This window comes from Shewanella amazonensis SB2B (assembly GCF_000015245.1).
Taxonomy (GTDB): Bacteria; Pseudomonadota; Gammaproteobacteria; order Enterobacterales; family Shewanellaceae; genus Shewanella; species Shewanella amazonensis.
Map to the genome: position 1 here is coordinate 4,206,412 of NC_008700.1, position 21,654 is coordinate 4,228,065.

General features: G+C 55.5%; 26 protein-coding genes. 11 read left to right on the forward strand and 15 right to left on the reverse strand.

Translation table 11 applies throughout. The features are described 5' to 3' along the window. Positions 1–64: 64 nt before the first annotated feature. The 4 genes from SAMA_RS18555 to SAMA_RS18570 all read right to left on the reverse strand — a co-directional run bounded on the left by SAMA_RS18555 (position 65) and on the right by SAMA_RS18570 (position 4,512). On the reverse strand, positions 65–1,858 hold the full coding sequence (locus SAMA_RS18555; RefSeq protein ID WP_011761677.1) for an AMP-dependent synthetase/ligase: 1,794 nt from the start codon (positions 1,856–1,858) through the stop codon (positions 65–67). A gap of 179 nt (positions 1,859–2,037) precedes the next feature. Then, a complete protein-coding gene (locus SAMA_RS18560; protein WP_011761678.1) occupies positions 2,038–3,279 on the reverse strand; it encodes a hypothetical protein in 1,242 nt (413 codons plus the stop codon). Then, the gene (locus tag SAMA_RS18565; protein ID WP_011761679.1) at positions 3,276–4,130 is read right to left on the reverse strand and encodes an ABC transporter ATP-binding protein; all 855 of its coding nucleotides are present in this window, start codon (positions 4,128–4,130) and stop codon (positions 3,276–3,278) included. The genes SAMA_RS18560 and SAMA_RS18565 overlap by 4 nt, the downstream gene beginning before the upstream one ends. 10 nt (positions 4,131–4,140) lie before the next feature. Next, complete coding sequence (locus SAMA_RS18570) at positions 4,141–4,512, reverse strand: GntR family transcriptional regulator (protein WP_011761680.1); 372 nt, start codon at positions 4,510–4,512, stop codon at positions 4,141–4,143. A gap of 89 nt (positions 4,513–4,601) precedes the next feature. Here SAMA_RS18570 and SAMA_RS18575 point away from each other — a divergent pair, with 89 nt between their 5' ends. The 7 genes from SAMA_RS18575 to SAMA_RS18605 all read left to right on the forward strand — a co-directional run bounded on the left by SAMA_RS18575 (position 4,602) and on the right by SAMA_RS18605 (position 10,689). After that, the gene (locus SAMA_RS18575; protein ID WP_011761681.1) at positions 4,602–6,125 is read left to right on the forward strand and encodes an alpha/beta hydrolase; all 1,524 of its coding nucleotides are present in this window, start codon (positions 4,602–4,604) and stop codon (positions 6,123–6,125) included. 3 nt (positions 6,126–6,128) lie between these two features. After that, positions 6,129–6,863, forward strand: a complete 735-nt coding sequence (locus SAMA_RS18580) for an ABC transporter ATP-binding protein (protein ID WP_011761682.1) — start codon at positions 6,129–6,131, stop codon at positions 6,861–6,863. Beyond that, complete coding sequence (locus tag SAMA_RS18585) at positions 6,860–7,996, forward strand: ABC transporter permease (RefSeq protein ID WP_011761683.1); 1,137 nt, start codon at positions 6,860–6,862, stop codon at positions 7,994–7,996. The genes SAMA_RS18580 and SAMA_RS18585 overlap by 4 nt, the downstream gene beginning before the upstream one ends. 78 nt (positions 7,997–8,074) lie before the next feature. Continuing rightward, complete coding sequence (locus SAMA_RS18590) at positions 8,075–8,287, forward strand: hypothetical protein (RefSeq protein WP_011761684.1); 213 nt, start codon at positions 8,075–8,077, stop codon at positions 8,285–8,287. Between the two features lie 194 nt (positions 8,288–8,481). Beyond that, a complete protein-coding gene (locus SAMA_RS19700; protein WP_198134289.1) occupies positions 8,482–8,652 on the forward strand; it encodes a hypothetical protein in 171 nt (56 codons plus the stop codon). Positions 8,653–8,813: 161 nt separating this feature from the next. Then, entirely contained in the window at positions 8,814–9,239 is a 426-nt protein-coding gene (locus SAMA_RS18600; protein ID WP_011761686.1) for an Hsp20/alpha crystallin family protein, read from the forward strand. 511 nt (positions 9,240–9,750) lie between these two features. Next, positions 9,751–10,689, forward strand: coding sequence for a sensor domain-containing diguanylate cyclase (locus SAMA_RS18605; RefSeq protein ID WP_011761687.1), 939 nt, complete (start codon positions 9,751–9,753; stop codon positions 10,687–10,689). A gap of 18 nt (positions 10,690–10,707) precedes the next feature. On the opposite strand, the gene SAMA_RS18610 is transcribed toward SAMA_RS18605, so the two are convergent. Continuing rightward, a complete protein-coding gene (locus tag SAMA_RS18610; protein WP_041410698.1) occupies positions 10,708–11,145 on the reverse strand; it encodes a DUF6491 family protein in 438 nt (145 codons plus the stop codon). A gap of 157 nt (positions 11,146–11,302) precedes the next feature. Here SAMA_RS18610 and SAMA_RS18615 point away from each other — a divergent pair, with 157 nt between their 5' ends. Continuing rightward, a complete protein-coding gene (locus SAMA_RS18615) occupies positions 11,303–11,635 on the forward strand; it encodes a thioredoxin family protein (RefSeq protein WP_011761689.1) in 333 nt (110 codons plus the stop codon). Between the two features lie 70 nt (positions 11,636–11,705). Here SAMA_RS18615 and SAMA_RS18620 read toward each other — a convergent pair whose 3' ends face one another. Continuing rightward, entirely contained in the window at positions 11,706–12,032 is a 327-nt protein-coding gene (locus tag SAMA_RS18620; RefSeq protein WP_011761690.1) for a hypothetical protein, read from the reverse strand. A 282-nt stretch (positions 12,033–12,314) separates the two neighbouring features. Between SAMA_RS18620 and SAMA_RS18625 the strand changes: the two genes are divergently transcribed. Next, a complete protein-coding gene (locus tag SAMA_RS18625; protein ID WP_041409970.1) occupies positions 12,315–12,554 on the forward strand; it encodes a hypothetical protein in 240 nt (79 codons plus the stop codon). Between the two features lie 49 nt (positions 12,555–12,603). On the opposite strand, the gene SAMA_RS18630 is transcribed toward SAMA_RS18625, so the two are convergent. The 5 genes from SAMA_RS18630 to SAMA_RS18650 form a co-directional block, all read right to left on the reverse strand. After that, positions 12,604–13,209 carry a DUF2238 domain-containing protein gene (locus tag SAMA_RS18630; RefSeq protein ID WP_011761692.1) on the reverse strand — a complete coding sequence of 202 codons (606 nt, stop codon included), beginning with the start codon at positions 13,207–13,209 and terminating at the stop codon, positions 12,604–12,606. Positions 13,210–13,287: 78 nt separating this feature from the next. Beyond that, complete coding sequence (locus SAMA_RS18635) at positions 13,288–14,415, reverse strand: ABC transporter permease (protein WP_011761693.1); 1,128 nt, start codon at positions 14,413–14,415, stop codon at positions 13,288–13,290. Then, positions 14,405–15,373: an ABC transporter ATP-binding protein gene (locus tag SAMA_RS18640; RefSeq protein ID WP_011761694.1), complete on the reverse strand. Its 969-nt coding sequence runs from the start codon at positions 15,371–15,373 to the stop codon at positions 14,405–14,407. Before SAMA_RS18640 ends, SAMA_RS18635 begins: the two co-directional genes overlap by 11 nt. Next, a complete protein-coding gene (locus SAMA_RS18645) occupies positions 15,366–16,328 on the reverse strand; it encodes an HlyD family secretion protein (protein ID WP_011761695.1) in 963 nt (320 codons plus the stop codon). The genes SAMA_RS18640 and SAMA_RS18645 overlap by 8 nt, the downstream gene beginning before the upstream one ends. Beyond that, positions 16,325–16,966, reverse strand: coding sequence for a TetR/AcrR family transcriptional regulator (locus SAMA_RS18650; RefSeq protein ID WP_011761696.1), 642 nt, complete (start codon positions 16,964–16,966; stop codon positions 16,325–16,327). The genes SAMA_RS18645 and SAMA_RS18650 overlap by 4 nt, the downstream gene beginning before the upstream one ends. 209 nt (positions 16,967–17,175) lie before the next feature. Between SAMA_RS18650 and SAMA_RS18655 the strand changes: the two genes are divergently transcribed. Then, on the forward strand, positions 17,176–17,475 hold the full coding sequence (locus SAMA_RS18655) for a hypothetical protein (RefSeq protein WP_011761697.1): 300 nt from the start codon (positions 17,176–17,178) through the stop codon (positions 17,473–17,475). Positions 17,476–17,513: 38 nt separating this feature from the next. Here the strand turns inward: SAMA_RS18655 and SAMA_RS18660 are convergent, their stop codons facing one another. After that, complete coding sequence (locus tag SAMA_RS18660; RefSeq protein WP_011761698.1) at positions 17,514–18,266, reverse strand: phosphatase PAP2 family protein; 753 nt, start codon at positions 18,264–18,266, stop codon at positions 17,514–17,516. Between the two features lie 157 nt (positions 18,267–18,423). Next, positions 18,424–19,470, reverse strand: coding sequence for a GlxA family transcriptional regulator (locus SAMA_RS18665; RefSeq protein ID WP_049757953.1), 1,047 nt, complete (start codon positions 19,468–19,470; stop codon positions 18,424–18,426). A gap of 78 nt (positions 19,471–19,548) precedes the next feature. Between SAMA_RS18665 and SAMA_RS18670 the strand changes: the two genes are divergently transcribed. Continuing rightward, positions 19,549–19,743: a hypothetical protein gene (locus SAMA_RS18670; RefSeq protein WP_041409971.1), complete on the forward strand. Its 195-nt coding sequence runs from the start codon at positions 19,549–19,551 to the stop codon at positions 19,741–19,743. On the opposite strand, the gene SAMA_RS18675 is transcribed toward SAMA_RS18670, so the two are convergent. Together SAMA_RS18675 and SAMA_RS18680 are read right to left on the reverse strand one after the other, a co-directional pair. Continuing rightward, the gene (locus SAMA_RS18675) at positions 19,740–20,870 is read right to left on the reverse strand and encodes a response regulator (RefSeq protein ID WP_011761700.1); all 1,131 of its coding nucleotides are present in this window, start codon (positions 20,868–20,870) and stop codon (positions 19,740–19,742) included. The two genes, SAMA_RS18670 and SAMA_RS18675, sit on opposite strands and share 4 nt — an antisense overlap. Next, positions 20,870–21,466, reverse strand: coding sequence for an Hpt domain-containing protein (locus tag SAMA_RS18680; RefSeq protein WP_011761701.1), 597 nt, complete (start codon positions 21,464–21,466; stop codon positions 20,870–20,872). Before SAMA_RS18680 ends, SAMA_RS18675 begins: the two co-directional genes overlap by 1 nt. Between the last annotated feature and the right edge of the window lie 188 nt (positions 21,467–21,654).

The following is a 21,654-nucleotide window of genomic DNA, read 5'->3' on the forward strand; positions in this document are numbered from 1 at the left end:
AGGCTCTTAGAGCCACGGCAGAAAATAACAGGCCGCCAGTAGGCGGCCTGTTATCTTATTGAGTTCAGTTGCCATACATGGCACTGATTTCCCGCTGATACTTATGATAAATCACCTTGCGCCTCAGCTTTAACGTAGGAGTAATCAGGCCAGATTCCGTTGTGAAGGCATCTGGCAGCAGGGTGAACTTTTTGATTTGTTCAAAGCCTGCCAACCCTTCCTGCATCAGCTTAAGCCGGGCTTCAAAGTGCTCCAGCACGTGGCTGTGGCGGATAAGCTCCAATGGGGATTCGTACTTGAGCCCTTTTTCCCTGGCCCAGGCCTCCAGCGCCTCATAGGCCGGCACAATCAGCGCGGTCACATAATTGCGGGCATCGGCAATCACCGCCACCTGCTCTATAAAGGGGCAACGCCCCACAACACCTTCCACCCGCTGGGGTGCGATATATTTGCCGTTACTGGTCTTCATCAGCTCCTTGATGCGATCGGTAATAAACAGGTTACCGGCCTCATCCAATCGCCCGGCATCACCGGTTTTAAACCAGCCATTGTCAAAGGCGCTGGCTGTATCTTCGGGGCGCTTGTAATAGCCGGTCATCACGGTATCGCCACGAACCAGGATTTCATCGTTTTCACCGATGCGGATTTCCACCTCGGGCAAACACTGACCGTTAGATCCGGGTACCCGGTTATCCAGGGTATTGCAGGTTACCGTGGCAGTGGTTTCGGTGAGACCATAGCCACATAACACAGGCACGTTTACCGCATTGAAAAATGCGCCCACATCGGTGTTAAGCGCCGCGCCGCCACAGGGCATAAATTTGAGTCGGCCACCCAGCACATCACGAATCTTGCGGCCCACCAGCTTATCGGCCAGTCTGGCCTGCAGGGACAACAGCACGCCACCTTTGGCGCGGCCCTGAGCCACCTCAAAGCGGCGCCCACCCACTGACATGGCCCAGGCAAACAGGGCCTTACGGGATGCCGGCGCACGGGACAACTTGTCCTGCACCGCGCTGTAGACTTTTTCAAGGAAGCGAGGCACCACGCACAGGGTGTGAGGGCGCACCGCCGCTATGGCTTCTTTCACGCGATTGGTGTCGGTCAGATACACATTGCAGCCGCCGCGCCCAAGCACATAAAAACTCCATGCACGTTCAAAAATATGGCTCAGTGGCAAGAACGCCAGCGACACATCACCTTCGGTAAAGGCCAGGCGTTTGTCGTGCTGGCGAATGGTGGACGCTATGGCTCTATGGGGTAACATCACACCCTTGGGTTCCCCTGTGGTGCCCGAGGTGTAGATAAGCGTCAGCAAATCGTCCAGATTGGCCTGCGCCAGGCGGACTCCCAGCTCCTTGGCCGCTTCGCCATCGGGCACAGCCATCAAAAGTTGGCTCAGGTGGAGGTCATTGCCGTGAGCAAGCGTCACAGCGTCATCAAACACCACTATCGACTTAAGCTGTGGGCACAGGGCACGCAGCTCGCAGGCAAGCCCATAGCGCTCGGCATTGTCCACAAACAGCCAACTGGCTTCGGCATCATTGAGTATGTAAGCCGCCTGCTCGAGGGTACTGGTGGGATAGATGGGCACGACCACGGCGCGGGCCTTGAGAGAGGCCACATCCGCAACCGTCCACTGTGGACAGTTGTTCGACATAATGCCCACCCTGGCCTGCACGCCCAACCCACCGGCAATCAATTGCATCGCCAGACTGTCGCTGCTGTGATCGAAGGTCTTGCGGCTAACAGCATCCCAGGGAGCGGCCATTTCAAAGCCTTTCAGGGCGATGGCATCGGGATTGTGTTGAGTCTCGGCTTTGAGCAGCCTGACCAGATGAAATTGCTCGAGTGACATGAATTACCTGCCTGATAAACCGGGGACCTTGCAGCCACTTTAGCTTACAAGTGTTCCTCTTTTTGGCGGCATTTTAGCCCAAGGCACACACAAAGGTAAGAGTTATTACTCTAAAATTGTCGAAAGAGTGAGCGCCACCCACGGCGTTTATGGGTGGCGCAGTTGTGAGTTGGGATAGATTATGCCCTTGGCAGACGTCCTGCGGTAGCCCGCATCAACAGCAGGCTAATTACCACAAAACCTGCATTCACCCCCAGCCACAGCCCGGTATCTATCTCACCTTTGAGGCTGAACCGAATGGCAATGTCCACGGTCACCAGAGGTAAAATCATCAGTAACATCAGTGCAGTAGTATGCAAACTGTTTTGACAGAACACCCCAAGAGCCATGATCAGCGCCGCGCCCCAGACAGTCGCCATTAGGGTGAGCAGCCACAGCCAAATGGGTAACGCAAACAGGCCAATTACCACAGCCGCGGTCAGCGCCATGCTGAGCGCTGTCAGCAGCAAAAAACGCAACTGTGCACGATAATAGCGCCGACAAAAATCATCCCAGCCCGAAAACAGTGGCAGCATCAGCAGGCCATCCACTGAATGCCAGCGCATGGTGCGCGTCCAATGCGCCATGGCGCTCATCATCACCGAAAACTGTACCCAAAGGTGCAAAAAGCTGGTGTCGCTGCCTTTTAGTTTAAGCAGGACACTGACAAGCAGCGCTATCACAGGGATTAACAGTAAAAAGGCGTTAATAGCCGGGCCACCGAAATAACTGAAGGGAAACAACCAGGCATCAACAACCCGGGTCGGTCGCAGCCATTGCCAGTTTGGCAGGAAAAAGCCCCCCGTGGTCATACCGTTACAGTAGATCCCCACAGCGCCGTTCTGCCACCGGGTATGCCAAAGCCGGGCATCCAGCCATATCCAGGCCACCAGCGCCAATGGCAGGGACAGGATGTTCAGAATGGGCGCCAGCGCCAGCAGGGGTTTAAACAGCACTATGGCAAAAAAGGCCACCATGGACAGATAAAAGTTGCCGGGACGACGGCTGCACAGCCACAAAAACCCAGCGCCCAGCAGCAGCGCCAGACCACCATAACCCAGCGGCACATCCAGCCATATCCAGCTGGCCAGAATAATCGCCACACTGACGCCAATCAGCGCCAATGACTGTTGGCGTACCATGGCCGGAAAACCGGGATTAATCAGACTCCATTCGGCGGCATGCAGGCGGTTCCACTGCCAGGCGATAGCGCTGGAAAAGCCGATAATGGCAAAGCCCAACATAAAGCCCGCCTCATCGATTTTGCCAAGCAGTAAGGCCATGGGCACAAACACCACAGCAAACAGGGCCCCCATGCCAATAAAGCTGGCGCTGCCAACATCTTTGCACCAGAGCGACCAAAAGCTTGTCAGGGCTCTCATGGGTGCAGCTCCATAAAGAGCTGCTCCAGATTCACAGTGTCCACACCCAGCAGACCGGGGAAGGATTCACCGCGAAAGCCATCCACCAGCACTCGGTTACCCTGTCGCCCAAGTACCCGGTATGCATCCGGCAACTGGCTGCCCTCAGCCAGCGTCAGCAAGCGTACCGATTCACGCACGGCGTCCAGCTCGCCCATGATAAGCAACTGCCCGTCTTTGAGCAGCGCCACATGGCTGGCCACCCGCTCCAGATCCGACGTAATGTGGGAAGAGAAAATCACCGCCGAGCCCGACTCCAACGCCAGTTCAAACAGGTCGCCCATAAAGCGACGACGGGCAGAGGGATCGAGGCTCGCCACCGGCTCATCGAGCACCAACAGGCTTGGACGGTAGGCCATAGCCATGATGATGGCGAGAGACTGGCGTTGCCCCACGCTGAGGCGATTCACCTGCGCCTTGGGGTCAAGACCAAAACGTTTCATCCAACTCTGCTCAAGCTTTGGATCCCAGTCTGGATAAAAGCTGGCATGGAGCGACAGCGCCCGCTCAACACTGAAGCCTTCGTAGCCATAATGTTGCTGCGGCACATAACCGATGCGGGCCTTGGTACTGGCCGAGAGGGTGGAAGGCGCTTGCCCCAGGGTGCAGATTTCACCTTCGTCGGCATCAATCAGACCCAGGATACAGCGCATCAAGGTAGATTTACCGGCACCATTTTCCCCCAGCAAACCCACCACCATGCCGCTTTCCAGGGTGAGATCCACGCCATTCAACGCCGTCTTGTCACCGAAGCGTTTTTTCAGTCCCCGGATTTCAAGCAGCGGGCCATCGTTCATCAGTTCCATGTCCATCCTTCAGGCCTCATTGCCAGATGCTGTCGAGCAGAGATTTAAGTTCATCAAGGTCTACGCCCAGTTGCCGCGCCTGCTGACAGAGCTTTTCCAGCTCAGGCGTCAGCAGCTGCGCCCCCGAGGTGGCGTGGTTGCCGCTGCTCTCAGCCACCCGGGTAGCCTGACCGCGGCGGCGTTCCAGATAGCCCTGATCCACCAACTGCTGAATGGCGCGCGATACCGTCATGGGATTGACCGCCAGATATTCCGCCATCTGGCGCACAGACGGCAGCACTGTCTCCGGGGATAACTGCCCAGAGACAATAAGTCTGACTATCTGCTCGTGCAGCTGCCGGTAAATCGGCTCACCACTTGAGGGGTTGACATTGAGAAGTTCTAACATTAGCCTTGAATCACTGTATTAATACATTGATACACCGATACACTATAAACTAACACAGTCGGCCAGGATTGCAAAAAGGAATAGGTCTTATGAAGCTAAGGAATTTACGCCAACTTGCCCACAAGGCTCCCCGGCTCGCCGGTGCAGCCCTGTTGGCGATGATGGCCTTGAAAAGCCATGCCATGGCGACAGACATACTGGAAAGGCCCGCAAGCGACGGGCCACAGAGCTGCTATCTGAAAGACATAGCCGATCGTGCGTTGTGCGGCCTGGTCACTGTGCCGGAAAACCCTGCCAAACCCGATGGCAAACAAATAAATATCCACTATGCCGTGCTGCCCGCCATCAAGCCCAGCTTTCCCGGTGAGGCCTTTCTCGCCATCGCAGGAGGCCCGGGCCAATCCGCCATCGACAATGCCGCGGGTTTTAACAACATGTTCCGCAAGGTTCGTCAGACCCGGGACATACTGCTCATCGATCAGCGCGGCACAGGTCGCTCGAATCTGCTGGCGTGCAGCGACAAGGGTCTGGATCCCCTGGCCATCGACGATGAAAACGCCGACATGATTGCCGAAACCCGCAAATGTCTGGCGGCTCAGGATGCCGATATCAGTCAATACGGCAGTGTCACTGCACTGGGCGACTTTGAAGCGGTACGAAAAGCGCTGGGTTACCAGAAGCTGCACATTTACGGCGTGTCTTATGGTAGCCGCATGGGGCAACTGTATCTGCGCCATTATCCTGAAGCTCTGGCAACCGTCACCCTGGATGGCGTAGTGCCCATGCAGCAATCGGTACTGGCCATTGGTGAAGCCATCGATCGCGCCGTGGAACTGATGCTCAAAGACTGTCGCGAAAATACCGCCTGTCAGGCGCGCTTCCCGGCCCTTGCAGACGAGCTGGCGGCCGTTCACAGCCGCCTGGCTCAAAGCCCGGTGGATATCGGCGTCAATCACCCACTCACAGGTGAGCCTCAGCAGTTTTTGCTCACCCGCAGTAAGTTTGCCGGGGTAGTGCGTTTGGCGCTTTACTCCCCCACGACCCGCGCCCTGTTGCCACTGGCTATTCACGAAGCCGCCAAGGGCAACTATCAAAGCATTCTCGGTTTGTACGGCATGACCCTTGGCAGCCTGGATTTAGCCAGCGGCATGCATAACTCAGTGGTGTGCGGCGAAGACATGCATCGCATTGATGCCGACCTGCAACAACGCCTGCAGCAGAGTTACTACGGCAAGCTGATGCTCGATGGCCTGCAAAAAGCCTGCAGTGTTTGGCAGGTACCCGCCATGGAGAGCAACTTCGCCGAGGCGGTAGATACCAAGCTGCCCGTGCTCCTGCTGTCCGGTGAGCTTGACCCTGCAACCCCGCCGAGCTGGGCCGAGATGGCCATGGCAGAGATGCACAACGCCCGTCATCTGGTAGCGCCCTACTCGGGCCATGGTATCGCCCGCGAATCCTGTGCCAGCGGCATCATTGCCGAGTTTGTCAGCGAAGGCGCTGTCGATACGCTGGAAACCGACTGCCTGCAAAAGGATATCCGTCGGGGCTTTTATCTCAATGCCAGCACGGTCGAGCCGCTGCCTGTTGTAACCCCTTTGGCCAACAAGGAATAAATCATGATTAAAGTGAATGGCTTATACAAAAAAATTGGCCAGGTGCAGGCGCTCAACAACCTCAGTTTTGAGGCCCGTGACGGCGAAATCACAGGACTGCTTGGCCCAAACGGTGCAGGGAAAACCACCTGTTTGCGCACCCTGTTTGGTCTGCTGAAACCCGATGAAGGTAATGCCATTATCGATGGGGTGGATGTGGCCGAGCAACCGATTGTTGCCAAGCAGGCGCTTGGTCTTTTTCCGGACCCTTTTGGCCTCTACGAGCGCTTAACTCCTCGGGAGTACATACGTTTTTTCGCCGAACTGTCAGGCATGAATGGCCGCACTGCCGATGAGGCTACCAGCCGGGTGCTGGCACAGCTCAATATGCAGGACATTGCCGACCGTCGCTGTAAAGGCTTCTCTCAGGGGCAAAGGATGAAAACCGCTTTGGCGCAAGCCATAGTGCATCAACCACGCAACATCATCCTCGATGAGCCCACCCGAGGCCTGGATGTGATGAGCACCCGGGTGCTGAGGGGCATGCTGAGTGATTTGCGCGCCCAGGGCCACTGCGTCCTCTTCTCAAGCCATGTAATGCAGGAAGTCGCCGCACTTTGCGACCGGGTGATAGTGATGGCCCGTGGCGAAGTGGTTGCCGTGGGCAGCCCCGCCGAGCTGTGTGAGCAAACCGGACACGCTTCTCTGGAAGAAGCCTTTATTCAACTGATTGGAACCGACGAAGGAATAGCCGCATGAAACGGATACTGACAATGCTGCGCAAAGAGTTTCTCGATGCGCTCCGGGACAAGCGCTCCGTGATGGCGGGCCTCTATTACGCCATAGGCACGCCACTTATCATGTCTGGTCTCTTTATGGTGCTGATTAACCAGCTCTCCAGCCCGGATGATCTCTTCATCAAGATTGAAAATGCCGCCAAGGCCAAGGATCTGGTGCATTACCTCGAAAGCAAAGGCGTCAGCCACAGCGATGATGCGACTCAAGCCAAACCCATACGCCTCGTCATCGCCGAAGAATACCCGGCGCAGATGGCCAAAGGAGAAGCGGCACTGGTGACCCTGGTGGCCGACAACTCAGATGAAAAACTGCAGAAATCTATCCGCCGTCTGCAGGCACTGCTGCAGCAATACAGCGCCGAAATGGGCAGCCTGCGGCTCATTGCCCGCGGCATTGACCCAAGGGTAGTGCAGCCCCTCAATGTAGAGCTGCAGGATGAGGCCACCGCCGACTCCAAGGGCGGTATGATCCTGGGCCTGGCCATTTTCACCATGATTTACTCGGTGTTTATCTCTGGCATGAACCTGGCCATCGACACCAGCGCCGGTGAGCGCGAGCGCAACAGCCTGGCATTGCTGCTGAGTCATCCCATCAGCACCCGCGAGCTGGTGTGGTCGAAAATCCTGGCGGTTACCGGCTTTGCCATGCTGGGCGTCATCCTGATATTGCTGGTGTCCAAGTTTGCCTATGCCATGGTGCCCTGGCAGGAACTGGGCTTTGCCATCAATCTGGACCCCAAATTTATGTTGGTGATGCTGCTGGTTGCCCTTCCGGTTGCCCTGCTGGCCGCCAGCCTCGAGTTGGCCGTGTCCTTTATGGCCAAAACGTTCAAAGAGGCACAGTCGTATCTCACCATGGTGCTGTTCGTGCCCCTGGCACTGGCCATGACCTCGACCTACCAGATTGCGCCGGATGTATTGGCCTGGCTGCCTATTTCGGGTCAGCAGCAGGCACTGATGGAACTGGTAAAGGGTAAAGACTTGCCAATGATGCAGTTACTGGTGACTTCGGCCGGGACCCTGGCCATCGCGCTGGTACTGGCCTTCACCATGGAAAGATCGCTCAAGAGTGAAAAGGTGGTGTTTGGTCTGTAATGGCCAACACCCCAGGTTGCCGGGGAGCTTCCCCGGCAATAACCACAGATAACACTTTAAATATCAAGGAGACACCTTATGGATAAGTTAACCGCCGTCACCCTGATCATGGTGGCCGCTTTCGCAGCCCAGGTACTGACCAGTTATTTTCGAAGCCAGCGCACTCGCGTCCCAAGCAACATGAAAGCCCTGTCCGATGAAAATACCGACCTAAAGGCCCGTATCGCAGCGCTGGAGGCCATAGTGACCGACCCCGGCTACGAGCTGAAGCGGGAAATCGCCCGCCTGTAGTCCAAGCGGCGGTCAATACTCCCCCGGGCATAAAGGCGCATCAGTTGCAAGGACCGTTCAGGCGCGTCAGGCGCCAAGTGGTGGCCTCTGGCCTGGAGAGCCTGATTGGCTTCCACATCGCCCAGGCTGTGCCGCCCTGCCCAAAGCAGCCAGGACATTTGCCCCCACAGACGCACAGCATCAAGGACGACCAGATGAAAACCAAACTCACAGCCTTGCTCTCAGCGCTGGGACCCGGGCTCGCGATAGGCATTGCCTGTGGCGTGGCCATGGACAGCCTGATAAGCGGTCTTGGCATGACCATCGCCATGACCCTTGGCTTTTACCATTCAGCCAAAGTCAAACAGCCGCCCCCTGACCGCTGAAAACCTCACTCAAAGCTGGCAATATTTCTGGACAGTCAAGGGGCATAACTGCATGGACGCCGCCTTGAAAACCCCGGCACAAAGACCATAATTTTTCAAGGGAGATATAGCTCTCCCCTTCGTTGAAGTGAGACAGGACGGACGTCTGTAAGGAGGACATCATGAAACTGCGTCCCTGGAATCCTGCTGAAACTTTCGACGACATGCTGCGCCGGTTTGAGCCCATGTTGCACTGGCCCACCGCCATGGTAAATGGCCAGCGTAACTGGTTACCTGCGACCGATATCAGCGAAAACGCCGAAAGCTATCAGCTGAAAGTCGAAATGCCCGAGATCAGCAAGGATGATATCCAATTGGCCGTCGAAGATGGCTATCTGGTTCTCAGTGGCGAACGCAAGTATGAGCACACCGACGATAAGCAGCATCTGAACGAGCGATTCCACGGGCAATTTACCCGCCGCTTCCAGTTGCCTGACAACGTTGACGATACTGCCATCGATGCCCGATTCGAAAACGGCATGTTATACCTGACCCTGCCAAAGACAGAGGTCAAAAAAGAACGCTGCCAACGGATTGATATCCACTAGAGTCATGGCTCATGGTACGAAGAAAAGCGCCGCCATTGCGGCGCTTTATTTATCACTGAACTGTGCTGTTCTCTTGTTCCAGTACCTTGTACCGGTAAGGCGTTTCACCCAACCACTCAATCAGACAATCGCTTCCCGCACCTCGAGTCACAACAGACTGGACTCTGGGTAAGCCAGATACCCGTCGCAGAAGCCAGCGGATAATCGGTCGGTGCCTACATAACGGTCTTTAATTTACTCACATTCCATCGCTGCCACTGCAATGGAGCCAGGGAGCGTACTAAAAACCTGACGCCACCGGTTAGCGTTGCGTCGACAATCACGACGGGCGTGCTTGCCATGAAGGGCCTAGCTTGGCATGTTTGCACTGATGCCAGACTCACGGGTAAGAGTTCCACGCAGTGCCAACGCACTCGAACATGGCAAAATTCGACTTTATACAACGCCAGGTGGCCGGTGTTCATTCACACTCGGCCGCTTGTTTACTGTTACGGCCGCCGGGGAAGATTGAATGAATGATGCCGCTCTGCTTGAAACAACCACCTTTGCCGACAGCGCCCTGTGCCTGCAGGCACTGCTGAATTCGGTTGAAGATCAGGTGGTTGTCATCGACATCCAGGGCACCATAGTCTACACCAACCTTGCCTGGAACAAGTTTGCCGAAGAGAACGGCATGACACCGGGATACAACTGGCTTGGTACCAACTACTTGCGGGTTTGCGATGGTGCGGCCGAGTCATTCAGCAAAACAGCCGCCGAAGGTATCAGGCAGGTGATGGCAGGTGCAGAAGCGCAGTTTTACCTTGAATACCCCTGTCACAGTCCCACAACCCAACGTTGGTTTATGATGCGGGTCACCGAAATTGCCGGTCTGGAATCGCGCTATTTTGCCATTGCCCATGTCAATATCACCGAGCGGAAGCTGTTGGAACTGAAGGTTGCCAAGCTGTCGATGCATGACCCGCTGACCGGCCTCGCCAATCGGCGTTTATTCAACAGCTTTTTACACAACGAATGGCGCAGAAGCCAACGGGAACAGGTCCCACTCACCCTGATTTTACTGGATTTGGACCACTTCAAATCCTGCAATGATCATTTTGGCCATCTGGTGGGAGATGAGCATTTACAGCAGGTCAGTCAGGTGCTCTTGTCGGTATGTCAACGCCCCACAGATCTGGCCTGCCGTTTTGGTGGTGATGAGTTTGCACTGGTGCTTGGCAATACAAACGCTGCCGCGGGGCTCGGGCTTGCCGAAAAGGTGCGCAGTACAATCGAAAACCTGAATATCAAAATAGAAGATGGGCTGCGTCTAACGTCGAGTCTCGGTATAGCGACCCTGGAGCCGGGGCAGCAAATGGAACAGGAAAACACACTCTGTTCCTTGGCAGATTCTGCGCTCTATCAGGCCAAAGCGGCAGGAAAGAATTGCTGCAAGCAACTGTCCTGCTAACCGCCTGCGGTTGGCGGTCTAGTCTTCAGCGGCCTGCGTATCCAGCGCCAGCAAGGCTTTATCCTGTTCCCTGTTTAGGGGATAGATAGTCTTTATCCGGCACTTTATATGCGGCTCCTGGACGGTAAACACCGAATCAAAGCCCGCATCCAAACTGGTAGGCATAGTCTGGTCAAGCATCAGCGCTCTGGCAAAGTGGAGTTGCGGACACCTGGCATCCAGCTCAACCAAGTACGGCTTGCTTGGACTGGTACGCAGGATCAGATGCTTTTCCCCCAGACTGGCCCAGCTGTCGAGCCTGAAGGTATTCACCTTTTTCACACTCTCCAGTTGCCACTGGCTGATGGAGTCGTTCACCTTCAATTCCCACTCATCACGGCTGAGATGAGTGGTTGAACAGGCCTGCAGCAAGAAGAACAAACTCATCACAGTGGCGGATGTAAGCGCACTTTTCATCGGGCATCTCCTTTTTGGAATACCAAGCTTTTCAGCCATTCAGTGTAGCGCCAACACCGGAGGGATACCGTCGGTTAAAAGTGTCAAATTGCATCCAAGCCGGCTTACGAAAACTGTGGCAAAATGTGCCATCACACTCAGATTGAGAGACTTTGACATGCTTACGCTGGAAACGCCGCAACAACTGGCCGAGGCACTGGCGCAACATCCGGGGCTATTACTGTTGATTGGCGGAAAAGACTGCGGCGTATGTCAGGTGCTCAAGCCAAAAATTGCCAGTTTGCTGGTAACTGAGTTCCCTGCCATGACGCTGGCCTATATCGATTGCCAGGCCTCCGGGGAAGTACTTTGTGGGCAGATTGGGGTGTTCTCACTGCCGGTTGTGAGAGTGTTTTTCCATGGGGACAGTTTTGGTGAGTTGACGCGGGTGTTTTCTATGGCCGATATCAAAAACTTGCTCGAGCGGCCCTATTCCCTGTGTTTTAACTGACGACTTTTTCTGTCACCACCGGGCCATGGGAGAGTCACGGCTCCGGCGGCATAAGCAGATTTCATAACGCTTAATCCCTCGCGCTCAAGCGCACGCCATCGAATGAATCCGGCAGCAAACCGCTGACCGATTCCAGCGGCAGGGCTTGCATCTGCACCCGGCTATCTACCATGGAGTCTGTTGACATCGTGGGCGTCAGCACTGAAAAAGACTGGCTCTGCTCTATGCGAATATCACTTTGTTCGCTCACCAGCCCCTGCTGCTGAACCTGCTTCAGGCTCTGGCGAATTTCCCGCTCAAGCTGGCCCACATCAGCACTCTGGCAAAATGGCGCCACACAGACGCTGGCCAGCAGCAAACCCTTTACGGTCAGATTTTTTATTGTCAGGTTTTTCATGGTAAAGCTCCTTGGGTTAATTGTTCGTCCCTGTTGGACAGACAGACTAATCAACTCCCGTGCCAAACATGTAACACACTGACTATGATGATTTTTTAGCAAACTTAAACAACGCCGGACACTCACGCTGGCTGTCCGTTCACCCATCGCGGACACTCAAGGCTGTCCGTCCGGACAGGCGGACACTGCAACTGACCGCACCATCTACACTTGATAGTTGGCGATTCAATACCATATCAACGCCATAAGGACATATTGCCGACTGCCGACAGGAAATTGCCTATGGATGAGCAGCCACTCATTGGCTTTGTCATACTGGTGCTGGCGGTACTTCCATGGCTGATGTGGCGCCTGTACCGCTGGGCGAGAAACATGCCCAGGGGAGCCTATCTCTTTCTGGCATTCTTTCCGCTGATATCGCTTGTTCCCATCCCCACCGAATCCCTGAAACAGCTCGATGCGGCCAAACAGGAACAGCGCAAAAACAAGGCATCTCCCAGCGGCGATGATGAAAAAGACTGACATCTAAAAGAAAAAACCGCCCCAGGGCGGTTTTAAGTATCTGTTGTTATCAGGCCCTGGATGTCAACGCCGTCAACTGGCGGTCATGCCACCGGCTTAAACTGAGCAGAGCCACTATGGCGCCAAGCAGAGCAAAGCCCATGTCAGATTGGGTGTCCCACACATACCCCTGAGTCCCCAAAAAGGCCTCTGCGCCCTCACCGCTTGCAATGGCCACCCACCACTCGATGAGTTCGTAAAACGCACTCAGCGCCAGGCAGAAACACACCACAAAGAAATTGCACCAGTTGCCCTTTTGCATCACACCAAGTCTCAGCACCAATTCACGGGCAATCATGGCGGGGATAAAACCCTGGGCAAAATGCCCCAGCTTGTCGTAATTGTTGCGCTCCCAACCCATGGGCTCTTTCAGCCAGTCAAACAGCGGCACCTCAGCATAGGTGTAATGACCGCCCACCATCAGGATCACGCAGTGGATAAGGATAAGTCCATACACCAGAGGCGTGAGCGGGAAACGCCGCTCAGTGGCTGCGAGGATAGCAAACCCGATCAGCGCCGGTACCACTTCCAGAAACCAGGTAAAGCGGTCAAAGGGGCCCACCGCCGACCAGAGGAATACGGCAAAAAACACCAACAGCCAAAGCATCCTTCCCATGGAGAAACCTCAATTCAATCAAGAGACTTTGGCAGTGTAACCCCGAAGCGTCCGCTTGTCAGTGCCAGGCACCCAGCTTCAATCCAGTCGTTTGTTAAATTTGAGGGTAGCCACCAGCAGCCCCAGGGCACAGAAACCCAACAACCAGAGCGCATCGAATCCCAGCTGCGTTACCTCGGCATCCCGCAGAATAATTGCCCGGGACATGCGCATAAAGTGCGTTGCCGGCAGAGCTTCGGCAATCCACTGCGCCGGTACGGGCATGGCTTCGTAGGGAAACATAAAGCCGGACAGCAGTATGGATGGCAGCAGGATAAACACCGTCATCTGCATGGCCTGCAGTTGGGTACGGGCTATGGTGGAAATCACCAGGCCAAGGGTGAGACTCGCCAGAATAAACAGCATGGCCGCCAACGCCAGCGATTCAAGGCCTCCCCGTATGGGCAGGGCGAACAACAACTTACCTGCTCCCAGAATAATGGCCACCTGCACAAAGCCCACCAACACGTAGGGCAAAATCTTGCCCAGCATCAGCTCCAGCGGCTTGACCGGCGTGGTGATCAAAAACTCCATGTTACCCTGCTCCCGCTCCCTCACAATGGCGGCCGAGGTAAAGAGCACCATAGTCATGGTCAGTATTACCCCGAGAAGACCCGGGACTATGTTGACCACGGTACGTTGCTCGGGGTTGAAGTACATCACCACCTCCATGGTGGCGGTGCTCTCGGGCACCGGCAGCCCAAGCACTTCAGATAACGGCATGGTTCTGAGTGACTTGATGGTAGAAGCCACCACCGTATCTGAACCATCCACCAGCCACTGTGCCACCGGGCGCGAAAAATAGGCCCCCTGGCCGGTCTGTGCCTGTGGATGGCTAATCAGACGGGAACCAAAGTCAGCAGGGATCACCAGTGCAGCCTTCACATGTCCGGCGGTAATCGCCTCCTCAGCCTGGGCAATTGACTGATAAGACTCAATAAAGTCGACCACTTGCGTGGCAGAAACGGCCTGCACCAGAGCTCTGCCCTGGCTGTTGCCGCTCATATCCACCAATCCGGCGGGCAGATGCCTGGCATCGGTATTGATGGCGTAACCAAACAGCATCAGCTGTACCAGTGGGATCATCACTATCATGCCGAAGGTCATGCGATCCCGTGACAGCTGTTTCAGCTCTTTGGTGAGGATGGCCAGAATTCTAAGCCACATGGGCACCTCCTTCGGCTCGCTGACCGGTGCAGGTCACGAACACATCCTCAAGGCTGGGGCGGACCTCGTCCATTTCTCTAGTGCCGACGCGCTGGCCAAGCCAGGCTATGGGGTCATCAATTTGGCTACGTATGAGCACCCGCAGCCGACTGCCAATCTGAGCCGCCGACAATACCGGCGCCTCAGCCAGCAATTGCTGCTTGAGCACTCTCAAATCCTGGCCACCGATTTCCACCACCCTGGCCCCCATGGCCTGCATCAGTGCTTTGGGCGAGCCGTCGGCGCGCTTGATACCGCGTTCCAGAATGGCAAGCCCATGGCAACGCTCGGCCTCATCCATGTAGTGGGTGGACACCAAAATAGTGCACCCCTTGGCCGACAGATCAAACAAACGTTCCCAAAACTCGCGGCGGTTTTCGGGGTCCACCGCTGAGGTGGGCTCATCAAGAAACAGCAGTTCTGGCTCGTGTATGGTGGCTGCCGCCAGCGCGAGCCGCTGTTTCTGACCACCACTCATGGAGCCCGCCATCTGGCTTTCGCGGCCTTCGAGACTGTAGAGGGACAAGAGCTGCTCTATCCTGTCTTTGGCTTTATTACCTTGCAGTCCATAGATGCGCGCCACAAATCTCAGGTTCTCCAACACGGTCAGGTTTTCGTAGAGGGAGAATTTCTGAGTCATGTAGCCAATGCGGCGGCGCAGTTTTTCCTCTGCACCCTTAAGGGGCTCGCCCAACACCCTGATCTCCCCACTGGTCGGCTTAAGCAGTCCTGTCAGCATACGGATGGAAGTGGACTTGCCACAGCCATTGGGGCCGAGAAATCCGTAAATGCTGCCGCGGGGAATCGCCAAATCCACACCATCCACGGCTTTGAGGGCACCAAATTGCCGGGTCATACCGCGGGTCTCGATGGCGAGGGGGGCCGTGGTGAGGGTTTGGGGCGCGAGCACCTCACTCATGGTTTGCCTCCGGCAACAAGACTTCCACAGCAAGCCCGGTGGCCAACCCTGCGTCCACAGGCAAGTCGATATCGGTCAGGTACATCAGGCGAGCCCTGTCACGCTCGTTTAGTGCATAAAAAGGGGTAAAGGCGGGTTCGCTGCGGATATTGCGCACCTTGCCCATGACCGGCTCCGGCCGCCCATCCACCCGCACTCCAACCTCGGCGCCGGGAAGCAGTTTATCGAGGGCAGAGGCAGGCAGATAGACCCGGACATAGGGAGCATTCTGGACGAGCAAGCCCACCAGTTGGCTCCCCTGATTCACTCTGTCCCCCACGCGCCAGGGCAACAGGTCAACCACGGCATCCCGTGCGGCCATCAGGGTTAAATCTGACTTAAATTTTTGTTCAAGTGTCACCTGAGCCTGGGCGGCCTCCACTGCGGCAGCGGCCTGAGATAATTGTTCGCTGCGGGTACCGGCAATTAATTCCTTCAGCGCCTGGCTGGCACTGTCGACATCAGCCTGAGCCCTGTCTTTCCCGGCAACGGCTCTGTCGAGGTCGGCAGCGGTCAGGACCTTCTCAGCGACCAGACGAACTGTGCGTTCATACTGGGCCCTCGCCTCACTCAGGGTGGCCCTGGCTCCGGCGAGTCGTGCCTCTGCACGCGCCAACTCTTCGTCCCGGGCGCCCTTGGTGAGCTCCGCAAGACGGGCTTCTGCCTGGGCGAGATTGGCCACTGCCTGCGCCAGCCTGGCGTCGGCGGCGCGGCTGTCTAGCTGCAGCAGCACAGTACCTGCACTCACCCTGTCCCCCTCACGTACCTTGATCTCGGCTATCAGTTCTGTGGTGGGCGCCGTCAGGGTTAAGCGGTCACGTTCCACGGTGCCATACACCGCAGACGAAGACTCACCGCAAGCCGTGAGGCACAGGGCAAACAGAGCAACCCAGTGGGGGGATTTGATTAACTTCATGATTTATCTCCGGCATCACTTGCCAAAATACCTTGGCTCAGTACAGCGATATGATGGGGCACCAAGCGCATCAGCCCCTCTGGGCTGGTGTCTATCCCCAGCGAATCGACCAGGGCAGGCGGGGCAATCAGGGGGAACACCATCAGGCTGATGAGACTGAGACGAGCCAGCTGCGGATCCACGTCGGCGCGAATGGCGCCATTGGCCACCAACGACTGCATCAACCAGCTGTGTGACAGGCGCAATACGTCACCAAAGACTGACATCAGCAACCTGAATGCCTCACTGCTGTGGCCTTCGTGCAATACCGTCAGTATCAATCGGGGCAATCTGGGGTGAGCACCAATGGCGCGGTAATAGGTTTGCATCAGCGCCGTCAAATCCGACGGTGCGCCTTGCTGCGAGAGGCTCTGAAACCTCGCCAGTACGGGGGATAAGACTTCCCTGACCATGTGTTCAAAGAGCCCGGGTTTGCCACCGAAGTAGTAACGGATCATGGCGGCATCCACGCCGGCTGTGCGGGCGATGCTGCGGGTGGACACCGCCTGATAGCCCTGCTCAGTAAAACACTCTATCGCCGCGGCAATTAATCTGGCTCTGGCGTCACTGTCACCCTTGGGGCGGCCCGGGTCCGACATACTCAACTCCCGAAATTCCTCTCTTGATGAACATACTAGGAGAAAGGCCGGGTAAATGGCAGTATGAAAATTCTCCATTTTCTTTAATAATGAGGAATTTGTCGCACGGGGTAGTGCTTGGGTTATAACGCGGCAAACACGTGGAAAACAAAGCAGAAAGAATGGCAGTCATGGAGACGGGCCAGTATTTATCAGGGAGGAAAAATCACATGCACGCAGCTGATTATGTCATTTATCTGGTTCTGGCATTACAGGTACTGGACCTGGGTGCCTGGCGCAGCCTGATAGCCCACATCAAGTGTCACTACCCACATATCTGGCATCAGGCCTATAGCTTCGACCGCCATCCTGGCACGCAGGTAAGAAGTAATTACATCAAGGAAGCCTTAAAACAGGGTGAGCTGAAAGACAGCCAGGATACGCCTGTGGTTGTTTACCTCAGATTCCACAAGGCCGCCATTGGACTCTCTTCGCTGCTACTGCTGCTTGGACTGCTATCTCAATTTTAACGCCGCGACATCAACACTGCTGTTTGCCACATTAAGACTCAGTCTGGTTTGGCGACTGCGTTAGCCGGGATGCCAGTGTCAGCCTTAAAACCATGGCGCCAAAACAGTGGATAAAGCAGGGTGGCCACCAACCAGGATAACAACAGACTGGTAATGTCGTGGGTTAAAAAGTGCGCACCACGAAGCTCCTGAGTCAGGGCAAACACGGCCCCGACTGCCAGCACTGAGGCGAGCACTCGCCAGCGCCAACGGGGGAAGTAAGCCATGGCAAAGTAGTAGAGTGCGACCCAGGCAAAGGCGCCACTGGAATGGCCACCGGGGAAGCATTGCCCCCCAAAGCCCGGACCTTCCATGCTCGCCGGAAAAGGCACATGGGGATACTTGCCACCGAACAAGGTTAAATCCCAGGGGCAATTCACCTGAGTCAGCGACTTGCCCCAACGCACCAGCAGCACGCTGAGTGCCACTGAGCACAAGAGATACAGAAATCCACGCAGATACGGCTTAAAACGCTTGCTCAGCGCGGCGGTTACCGTCAACGCCAGTAACAATAACGATGCCAGTAGCACCAAATCCCGCCCGCCGGTATGCAGCACCTTCTCGGTTAACCACCAATACCTCAGCGGCCAGGAATGCACGCCGCCTTCCAGGCGGAAAAGTGCTGAAGACACAGAAATATCCCAGTCCCAATGGGTCGCCAACACCAAAAACGCCAGCCCCAGTAATAAGGGGATGTGCAAATGGCGAAGCCACCAATGGCGTGGACTGATATCAAAGTGAATCCGGGGCATGCAAACTCCAACCTGTTACGTCTTGGTTTTTAAGGCCGGAGTTTACAACGAAAGTTCCAGTGCAAAGGGGGAAAGACCCTGCCGAAATGCCCATTTCCCGCCGCTTTAGGGCATATGTCCGATGCTTTTGCCCCCTTGCCGGATGATATAGGCCACCCTATTGGTCGCAACAACGCTCGCCGGGGCGAAACTTCTCCCGGTAAGCCTTGGGCGTGAGACTGGTATGTTGGATAAAGAGCTTTCGAAACGAGCTGACATCCTCATACCCGAGCTCAGGCAGGATACGTTCCAGAGGTAAATCGGTGCGCTCCAGTAAGCGCTTCGCCCTGTCTATGCGCAGTTTCTGTATGTAGCTCGACGGGGTGTCGTGCAGCGCTGCCTTGAAGCGGCGAATGAGGGTGCGCTTACCCATGGCAAAACGCTCGGCCAGCGACTCCAGGGCCAAATCTTCTGTGAGGTTATTGCTTATCCAGCGCATGATATCGGCCACCTGGGGATCGGTATGCAGGGGCTGAAGCGGCACCTGATCCATAAACACCCGCTGGGAGCTGCGGTTGGGGTCGATTAGAAAGACTTTGGCCATGGCCTGGGCAAAGTGCTCATCCACCAGCTGCTCTAACAAAGCCAGTCCCAGGCTGTAGCTTGCTGTGGAGGCCCCTGCAGTAAAAAACAGACCATCGCGTTCGACCAAAGACACCATCGACAGCCTAACCTCGGGAAAGTGTTGTTCAAACAACGGCGCCAGCCACCAGGCTGTTGTGGCCTTGCGACCATCCAGGAGTCCGGTGGCAGCCAATAAGAAAGCGCCGGCGCAGCAAGCAGCAACGGGCACGCCATTGTCTGCCAATGCCTTGATATGATCTTCAAAGGCCTTGAAGCTGGCCAGTTCGCGATGCAAATCGCGGCCATCCAGAATAAGCGGCGCCGAGATAACCAAGGCATCGACCTGCGTCAGGTCCAACGCAGACACGGGCACGGACTCTATCCCTATTCCTTCGGCGCTCACCCAGCCTCCCCGGGCCGAATACACCCTGGGTTCCACATGGGGTACACCTGATTGGCCGGTGCGTTCTGCATAGGTATTGGCATGACGAAACAGATCCAAAAAGGCCGTCACACCGCTCATGACCGGCGTCTCGGGTATCAGAATTGCGATATTCAGGGTGGGGAGAGTGGTCTGAGTCATCATGTCACTTTTAACCATAAAACTGTCATTAACGACACTTTAAGGCCTATTGATGTTTTTTTAAACTCTTTTCATCGCCACCAAGGAGGTAAGGCCATGAAAAAGTTTTCTCTGACTCAGGTTTTGATGGGCAGCGGTTATTTGGGTGTCAGCTGGTATCTGTTGCTGTGGCTGAATTTTCAGCTGGCAGCCTCACCCATGGTGCACTTTGTGGTGTTACCGACCCTGATGCTGATCACCGCCCTCGGCGCCGGGTTACTTTGGCGCCGGGGCTGTGACTGCGCCGATTAAAAGGTTTGCACCAGAGCATCAAGCTGCTCGACTATGCCATGGAGCTTGCGGTCGACCGTCAGTCCTGATTCCAGGTGCGCCAGACTCTCATCCAGCTTGTTTTTGATAACACCGGCTATCCAGACTTCCTGCTCTTCCGACAGCCCCATGGATACAAAGCCGGTTTCAATTTCCAGCATTAACTGATTCATGATTGCGAGGTTTTTTTCCTTGTGGTCTACCTGAAAGTCCTTGATTTCCTGAAGGGCTACCCTGGACTTGTCGATGGTGTCCATCATGAGGGAAAGCCGCTGCTGCGCCACGCTGGTGTCGGCGGTGATCCGCTGATTGAGGTCGTGTGCCGCTTCCATCAGGATAAGCAAATAGTCTTTAAGCTCACCGGCCCGCGAAGGTTCTTCCGGCAGATTTTTCACCAGCATCACCACGGATGAAAACTTTAAAATCAGCCGATTACCTTTTTCCAGCATACGGCATTCAAACTCCGAAGCCCTGTCCATCAACACCTGCTCAAGGGGCTGCACGGCCCCCTGACTGGCGGCATAAAAGGGTTTTTCAGCCACGCCCACAATACGACTGCACACCTGCACCCCAAAATTGGCACTGGCACGGCAGATTTCCTGCACCAGGGCCTGAGCATCCCTGTGCTTGGTACAAGCCCGCAGAAAGTTCACCACTACACTGATATCAGCCGCACTGTTCATGGCGGCCATCACCATGGCTGTGGCTTCCCTTTTTTCGCTTGAGAGTTGCAGCCGCTGCGCTGTCTGTGACAGGGTAAGCCGTACCTTACGCAGCAATATCTTGGGCTCAAAAGGTTTGGTGATGTAGTCCTGCCCGCCGGCAGCAAAGCCTTTGAGGATTTCATCGGTTTCCGTATTCGCCGACACAAATATCACCGGCAATTCGGGCCAGTCCAGCTTAAGACGGCTACAGGCCTCATAACCGTCCATGGGTTCCATCACCACGTCCATCAACACCAGATCAGGGGTGGTTTCGGCAATCATCTCCAGCGCCTGGGCACCATTGGTGGCCACGTTGAGACGATAATCCTGCTTGAGAATTTCCATCAAAATACGAATTTCGTTGGGAGAGTCATCCACCAACAAGAGTTCCGGTTTATCACGCATCAGGTTTCCCTCCCCAGCATTCTGGCCAAAACCGATTTGGCTCCGCGCACATCAAATGCATCGAATAGTTTGATAAACAGGTTGAAATCATCCTGGTATCTATCAGGCACCCGCTGTTGCCTCAGTTCGAGAAACATGGCGTCTGCCGCGGCTAAATCGCTGTCGATCAGCGCCAACAACCGGTTCAGTCGCACCAGCATTTCAGTGAGACTCATAGCGACCGACTCTGGCCCCTGCTGGGCTTCGAGTATGGCGTCAAGTGCATCCGATAATTCCTGCCAGGCATAGCTGCATTCCTGGCACATCTCTGTAGATAAGGCCCCAGTACCGGTTTTAATCTGGCTTTCGATGGCAGCTGCGGCGCTGCTCAGGCGCCCGGCACTGATGTTGGCGGCACTTCCTTTGAGAGTGTGAGTAAGTATCCTGAGTTCGTCCCATTGGCCCGCTTCAGACAGGCTAAGTAAGCGTTGTGGAAACGTTTGAAAATCTTCAGCAAACTTTGCCAACACGGCATTCAAGAGTCCCTGATTGCCGCCAAGCCGCCTCAGGGCTGCATCATAATCCAGCGCTTGTTGTGGTCTCTCGGGCCTCGGCATGGTCTGTCTCCACGGGCTGTCCATAAAATGGTGACAACTGAAGTGAATGAATTACTTGCATAAAAGTGCAATCGCAGTCTGAAAGTATAGCCAGCTCTCCTGATAGCAGCAGATTTTCATCTCCGGAAGTTGCGTTGGCACGCCACAGCGCAAAAAACTGGATTGTGTTATTAGGGCTTGTTAATGTT